This window comes from Aliivibrio sp. 1S175, from assembly GCF_001690985.1.
Taxonomy (GTDB): Bacteria; Pseudomonadota; Gammaproteobacteria; order Enterobacterales; family Vibrionaceae; genus Aliivibrio.
In genome coordinates this window covers 154,482-161,656 of the sequence record NZ_MAJS01000024.1, presented here as the reverse complement: position 1 = coordinate 161,656, position 7,175 = coordinate 154,482, and the positions used below count along the sequence as shown (strand labels likewise).

Genomic DNA, 7,175 nt, shown 5'->3' with positions numbered 1-7,175 from the left:
ACTAAGTATATTTAAGAGAGTATGTAAATGAATACTATTCAGAGTCTGGAACTACTTGAGTTCGAACTATGGCGTCGCTGGCGTTTAAAAATAAGTGATCAAGTAAGTAATGATCTAACAAACAATGAATTAGACTACCTTTATGCACTTAATGGGTTAATAGAAAACGCATCACTTAGCTCTTTAGCCGAGAAGATGAATGTTAGCAATGCCTCTGCGAGCCATATGGTGAGTAAGTTAGAATCAAAGGGATATTTATCTAAAATAAAAAATCATACTGATGGCAGAGGGGTGAGATTAGTTCCAACCGAAAAAACTCAAGCATTGCGTGATTTAGAAGTAGATATCTATAAGCAGGTTGATAGTGAATTTCAATACGCTTTATCTGAGATTGAATATGAGCAACTTAACTCGCTCTTATCCAAAGCTATCGGTGCATTATTAAATCAAGATAGGTTATGAATATAATGAAATTCAATTATTTGGATGTGATGGCTAACCGCCTTTATAGTGATTTATCAAAATATTATGACTATGTAATTAGTCGAGATGATTATCAAGGAGAGGCTCAATTTTGGATAGAACTTATTGAGAATAAATGTGCTACAACGCAACCCAAGTTCCTTGAATTAGCTTCAGGGCCAGGGCACCTTCTCTCATATATCAGCCCTTATGTTGAAGCATTTGTCATTGATTTATCCCCAGAGATGCTAACAAAATGTAAGCAATTTAACCCGAATGTGAATGCCATTCAGGGTGATATAACACAATTTGGTTTGCAGCAAGATTTCGACTTTATTTTACTGCATGACAGTATCGGTCATCTGTTTAATGTCGATGATATAAAAGCTACTTTTGAGAACGCTTACCAACATTTAAGATGCGGAGGTATTTTTGCCTTGTCTCCAGAGTTTGATGGGGATAGCTTCAATAAGCCTATTGTTGATCATCGCATAACATTATTACCTGAAAGCGACTTGACCGTCATTGATTATATAGAACGACATCCAATACATAAAAATCGACTTAATATCCTGACTTCGTACTATGAAAAAGATCAAGGAGTCACTCAAATAGAATTTGACCGAATGGAGTTAGGAATATTTAGTGTTGAGTTCTATAAAAAAATTATGGAAGACGTAGGGTTTAACGTTGAACTTTATACAAAACCAGAAAACTCGAGTACCGAATGCCGAACAGCAATTGTAGGTACTCGATTATCTTAAACTAACGTTTTTGTCTAAAAGTACTATGAGATGGAATAACAAATTAACAAGGTAAGACTTATTTTTAGCTACTGAAGCGCCAATCCGAGTTTATATACAAGGTCAATATACTGCGTAACGTGAGAATCAGAGATAAAATTAACTGCATTAGGTGAAGCGAAAATCCAATATGAGTGAATTTTTCACAAATTCTTTTGCTTCAGAGGAAGCTAATTCATATCAATTCTTCGTTTCATTTGATGCGGTTGTTTAAAGTACTTACACTCTGCGCTTTTTAAATGCATACCAACCTGCACTTAGTAGAGTTTTAAATACCACCCCAAAGGCACTTAATTGAGGGTCAGCTTCTTTTCCATCAGCAATACGCCACATTTGGTGTTCATACCAAACAAGCCCAACCATCGCCATTTTATCTAATGCAGGTTTGCCCGTTGTTGGTTCGGCTAGTGGCATTCCATGGCTTGGGTCTTCAATTAGTTTATTAGGAAAATCAGGGTCAACCGCCATGGTTCGTGCAATGCCAATAAAGTCAGTTGCAGAGGTATTTAAGGCTTCATTCATTGCAGGAGCAGTACGAAAACCACCGGTAACAACCAAGGGTGTATTGACCAGTTTTCTTACTTTCTCCATGTAATCCATAAAGTAAGCCTCACGTTTAACGGTGCTTTCTTTTACAGGTTTATTTTTATCTTTGGCTCCCATCATCGATGGACTCTCGTAAGTGCCGCCGGATATTTCGATCAAATCGATGCCGTTATCACTTAGAGTTTGTACAACCTGCATGGACTCATCTTCTGTGAATCCACCTTTCATAAAATCGGCACTGTTAAGCTTAATACCCACCGGAAAAACATCACCAACTTCTTTACGGATAGCACGATACACTTCGAGAACAAAACGCAGTCGATTCTCTAATGAACCACCCCATTGGTCGTCTCGTTGGTTGTGTCTTGAGGATAAAAATTGGCTGATAAGATAGCCATGAGCCCCATGAATTTGCACACCAGTAAAGCCAACTTGTTTTGCTAGTTCGGCACTGGTAGCGAACTTATTAATGATCTCATGGATTTCATTATCAGTGAGTTCTCGTGGGGTATTAAAGCCTTTTTCTAATCCGCGTTCTAGTGGGATAGCAGAGGGAGCAACAGGGTCTGCACATAAGAATTTAGGAATTTGTTTACCTGGATGATTAAGCTGCATCCATATGTGTGAGTCGTTTTGTTTTCCGGCATTCGCCCACTCAGTAAATAACGTAAGATCACTTTTCTCATCTAAAACCACATTCTTAGGCTCACCAAGGGCAGTTCTATCCACCATGACATTCCCCGTCATCGATAAACCAATACCGCCTTTAGCCCAACGTTGATAGAGGGTTGCTAAACCAGACGTGGGGTTATGCTGCTTATCGCCAAGCTGTTCACTCATTGCTGATTTGAACAAACGATTTTTAATCACTTGGCCATTGGTAAGCGTAAATGGGTTACTGATATTTATCGAATTCATATTTGCTCTTACTGTGACATTATTGTTATTTAGTATGCCCTAAATAGCGATTAACCCCACTTAAATAAGCAGGGTTATATGATTTATTTTTTGAACTCTAACTAGTAAGGCAATTACGCTTGATACTCAGGGTAATCTGTTAAGCCTTGCTCTGCACCGCCAAATAACGTATTTGGATCGTGTTGAGCTAGAGGATAACCGTGTTTAATGCGAGTCGGTAAATCAGGGTTCGCAACAAATGGACGACCAAAGCTGATCATATTTGCTAAACCACTGGTTAATGCTTGATCTGCTTTTTCGGTATTGTAGCGACCAGCATAAATAATAGTGCCTTTGAACGCATCACGAATCGCTTCTTTAAACTCTGCAGGTGTCTCAGGAGCATCATCCCAATCTACTTCAGCAATATGCATATAAACCACATTGAGTTTATTTAATAATACAGCAGCAGCGGTGTAGGTTTCAGTTGGAGTCTTATCAACTGTCCCATTTAATGAAGTAAACGGAGCAAGACGAACGCCGACACGATCATGACCAATAGCGTCAGTCATTGCCTCAACCACTTCGCCTAAAAAGCGCAGACGATTTTCGATAGAGCCACCATATTCATCGGTACGATTATTGGCTTCAGAATCAATAAATTGGTTAATTAAATAGCCATTTGCAGCATGAAGTTCAATGCCATCAAAACCAGCTTCTACTGCATTTAGCGCCGCTTGACGATACTCTGCAATAACATCAGCAATGTCTTGTTTTGTCATTTCACGAGGTTCAACCACATCAACAAAGCCCGGAGCATCAGTGCCATTATCAATAAACACTTTTACGTTTTCTGCTTTTAAGGCTGATGATGAAATTGGTTGCTGACCACCAATATTATCAGGGTGAGTAACACGGCCAACGTGCCAAAGTTGAGCAAAAATAGCACCTCCTTTTGCGTGTACAGCGTCAGTGACTTTTTTCCAACCTGCAATTTGTTCTTGAGAGTAGATACCTGGAGTCCATGCATAACCTTGGCCCATTTCTGAAATTTGAGTACCTTCAGCAATGATAAGCCCTGCAGTTGCGCGTTGTGCGTAATATTGCGCCATCATGTCGTTTGCAATGTTACCTGGTTGGGTAGCACGAGAGCGAGTCATTGGTGGCATAACAATACGGTTTTTAAGCGTAAGATTACCCAGTTGCATTGGTTGAAATAGTGCATTTGCCATGGTAAATCCTCTTTGTGCTTATGCGAAGGTTATTATTATCTAATTAATGGAAGCGATGTGGTGCTTCCCCTTGCCTAGCTAACGGTTGTTATTTTGTATGGGAGTAAGATATACAAAAAAGAGGGTTACATGAAATTATGATTACTTATTATTTTAATAACAAAGTGTAATGATTTATTGTGGGGAGAGCCGATATTTGGAATAGAGCCTGAATGTCGATGTGATTAAGATAAGAGCTTTGGGTGCAGCGAGTAAACTAGGCTATCATTCATTACCTTCTAAATTTGGTTGATGTTGTTATGCCTACTTTCTCTTTTTCAATGATCCCGACAGGGGTTAGGTTTATGTTTCTTTCTGCGCTTGGATTTGCGCTCATGTCAGCGTGCGTAAAATACGTGAGCAATTACGGCATTCCAGTATTTGAAATTGTGGCAGCAAGGGCATTAGTTTCTTTGATCATTAGCTATGCAGATGTGAAACGAAAAGGCATTTCGATATGGGGGAACAATAAACCCTTACTTCTTGCTCGTGGGACAGTAGGCACAGCAGCGCTTATGTGTGTTTACTACGCAGTGACGACCTTACCTCTGGCTGAAGCAACTATCTTACAATACGTTCATCCTATTTTTACCGCATTGCTCGGCGTCCTGTTTCTTAAAGAACACATTCAAAAATCAACCATGATATGCATTGCGTTTTGTCTTGTTGGCTTGTTTGTTATGGTTCAGCCAAGCATGAACAGTGGCAGTACAAGTGAACTGCCTATTTTTAGTATCCTTGTTGCGTTGTGTGGTGCATTAGGAAGTTCGATTGCCTATGTGATAGTAAGAAAACTTAGCCAAACAGAAGACAGCTCTGTGATCATATTTTATTTCCCATTAGTGGCATTACCTATCTCAAGCGTACTGATTTGGAATGACTTTGTATGGCCAAGTCTGTTCCTTACCATGATCCTGATTTTAATCGGCATCTTCACGCAAATTGGACAATATGGATTGACCAAAGCCATGCAAACCCAAGCCGCAGGTAAAGCGTCTGCGTATTCCTATGTTCAGATTGTCTTTTCTGCGCTATTAGGTGTTTGGGTATTTAATGAGATCCCATCAATGTGGACTTATATCGGTGGTGGTTTGATTGTGACAGGTGCGCTTATTAACGTATTTGGTAAGCAGGCTGTTTCTACTTCTGAGAAGAGTAATTCAAGAAAGTAATTGGGTTATTTATTGGGTGTCTAACGTATTGGGTTGATTAATTGAAATAGTGCGGCAGTGTCGCACCATTTCAGTTTTAGATTAATAACAGGTATTAAGTAAACGCGTCATATGAAGCGATTGCTTGCTTTAATCTAATCCGATATCAGATGGTCGATCTTTAATTTAAAAGGAAATTGCTTTCCTTAGAAAAGTTAAATCCAGACTTCAACTATATACCAAAAAGAAAAATGCTGTTCACTCTTAAGTGAACAGCATTAACCCGCAGGTTCCTTTTTATTAGTGCCTAATTATGTTGGAGTTACGCTTGGATAGCTGACTCTTGAGTCGTTGTTTTAGCGTGCGCTATTTCTTCTGATGCAATATCAAGAATCTTATCTTGCTCACGTTGATGTTTCATAATGTCGTTGTAATTCACTTTTAAGTATTGCAGAGTTTTAACCGCAGCAATAAAGAAGATTGGTACAATCAGCACAATGATCAGAACAGGAAACGATTTTAGAATGTTCAGGTCAGCTTCAATTACTAAGAAGATGATTGGCAGTGCTGTTAGCAGTAAACACCAGAATAAACGGAACATAGGGTTTACGTTCGCTTCTTCATCCAGTTCTTTGGTTGCGATACCTGCTAGAGAGTACGATGTACCATCTAGTGTTGTAACAGTAAACAGAATCATAGTTACTAGGTAAATCGCCGTTAGAATCATTGGAATAGACGTAGAGTTAAAGATTTCTTTTACGAGCGTCGTTGGTTGGCCTTCCGTGATCATTTTCACACCATCAACAGCACCACTATTCACAAGATCCATTGCGAAGGTACCACAGACACCGAAGATAACCGCTGAGCCCATAGTGCCGCCGATAACCAGAATAAGTACGACGTCACGTAGTTTTTGACCTTGAATGATCTTAGTAATGAATACGCCCACACCCGGAGAGTAAGAAATCCAGTTTGCTAGGAAGAACACTGTCCAGTACTGAGGGAACATAGTCGTACCGTATGGATCTGTGTTTGTACTCATGCGGATGTATTCAGACAGCATCACGCCAATACCGTTAGTTAGGTTATTCATAATCAGTGCGGAAGGACCGATGATGAAGATGATACCTACGAATGCGGCACAAATGTAGATTGTTGCGCTAGATAGACGAGCCATACCTTTTTCTATACCGATGTATGAACTCATAGAGAAGATCACCGATAGGCCAAGGATTACGCCAATACCCAACATCAAGTTATCTGGAATACCCGTTAAGCTTGCAAGGTTTGACGAAATCATTGGAATTCCAAGGCCGAGTGTCAATGCCGTTGCTGCAAGTGTTGTGATGATGAACAATAAGTCGATGAATTTTTGCGCCCAGCCTGGTAGACGGTCATTAAATAGTGCGTTGATAACACCACTTAAGCTCATCCGACGGTTGCCTTTTAAGTAGAACACAACCGCGAATGGAATCGCTACGATTAGATAGATGAACCAACCAGCAGCGCCCCAGTGGAACATGTTGTACGCAGAAGCGTACTCCATCGCCATTGCTTTGTCTTCAATACCAAACTGTGGGTCCATGAAGTAATAAATCGCTTCGATAAATCCCCAGTACATCGTACTTGCGCCCATACCAGCAGATAATGCCATAGCGAACAGTTGGAACTTGGTGAATTTTGGCTTGCTGTCACCCATACGGATATTGCCGTATTTAGAGAAAGCGAGGAACAAAAGAGTACCCGTCGCAAAAATGGTGTACCAAAGGAAACCAGAACCGAAGTTAATCACGGTGAAGTCTAGCATGCTGCCCATGGTGGTTTTAACCGCTTCTGGATAAAGTACCGCTAGAATTCCCAGTAGCAGCACAAATCCAAAGCTGCTAAAGGTGAGTTTCCAGTCTATTTCTGAAGTATTCAATTTCATTGTATGACTTTCCATTATTGTCTAATTTTGAGAATACTCGGACGGCGTGTTCTTAATGACTGACATTAGGTTTGTTTACCCTCCAACCGCTCCAAAAACGTAACTTGAAGGGCAAACA

Annotated in this window: 6 protein-coding genes; 3 read left to right on the top strand and 3 right to left on the bottom strand. The window is 40.1% G+C overall.

The window, feature by feature from the left end:
- The first annotated feature begins 27 nt into the window (after window positions 1–27).
- Together A6E06_RS10360 and A6E06_RS10355 are read left to right on the top strand one after the other, a co-directional pair.
- Window positions 28–462 (top strand): MarR family winged helix-turn-helix transcriptional regulator, encoded by a 435-nt coding sequence (locus A6E06_RS10360; RefSeq protein ID WP_065592320.1) that lies wholly within the window; start codon window positions 28–30, stop codon window positions 460–462.
- Window positions 463–467: 5 nt separating this feature from the next.
- Window positions 468–1,226 carry a trans-aconitate 2-methyltransferase gene (locus tag A6E06_RS10355; RefSeq protein ID WP_065592443.1) on the top strand — a complete coding sequence of 253 codons (759 nt, stop codon included), beginning with the start codon at window positions 468–470 and terminating at the stop codon, window positions 1,224–1,226.
- Window positions 1,227–1,484: 258 nt separating this feature from the next.
- Here the strand turns inward: A6E06_RS10355 and A6E06_RS10350 are convergent, their stop codons facing one another.
- A complete protein-coding gene (locus A6E06_RS10350; protein ID WP_065592321.1) occupies window positions 1,485–2,729 on the bottom strand; it encodes an NADH:flavin oxidoreductase/NADH oxidase family protein in 1,245 nt (414 codons plus the stop codon).
- A gap of 113 nt (window positions 2,730–2,842) precedes the next feature.
- The gene (locus tag A6E06_RS10345; protein ID WP_065592322.1) at window positions 2,843–3,940 is read right to left on the bottom strand and encodes an alkene reductase; all 1,098 of its coding nucleotides are present in this window, start codon (window positions 3,938–3,940) and stop codon (window positions 2,843–2,845) included.
- A 299-nt stretch (window positions 3,941–4,239) separates the two neighbouring features.
- Between A6E06_RS10345 and A6E06_RS10340 the strand changes: the two genes are divergently transcribed.
- Window positions 4,240–5,151, top strand: coding sequence for a DMT family transporter (locus tag A6E06_RS10340; RefSeq protein WP_065640696.1), 912 nt, complete (start codon window positions 4,240–4,242; stop codon window positions 5,149–5,151).
- A 301-nt stretch (window positions 5,152–5,452) separates the two neighbouring features.
- Here the strand turns inward: A6E06_RS10340 and A6E06_RS10335 are convergent, their stop codons facing one another.
- On the bottom strand, window positions 5,453–7,057 hold the full coding sequence (locus tag A6E06_RS10335) for a BCCT family transporter (RefSeq protein WP_065592324.1): 1,605 nt from the start codon (window positions 7,055–7,057) through the stop codon (window positions 5,453–5,455).
- Window positions 7,058–7,175 lie beyond the last annotated feature (118 nt).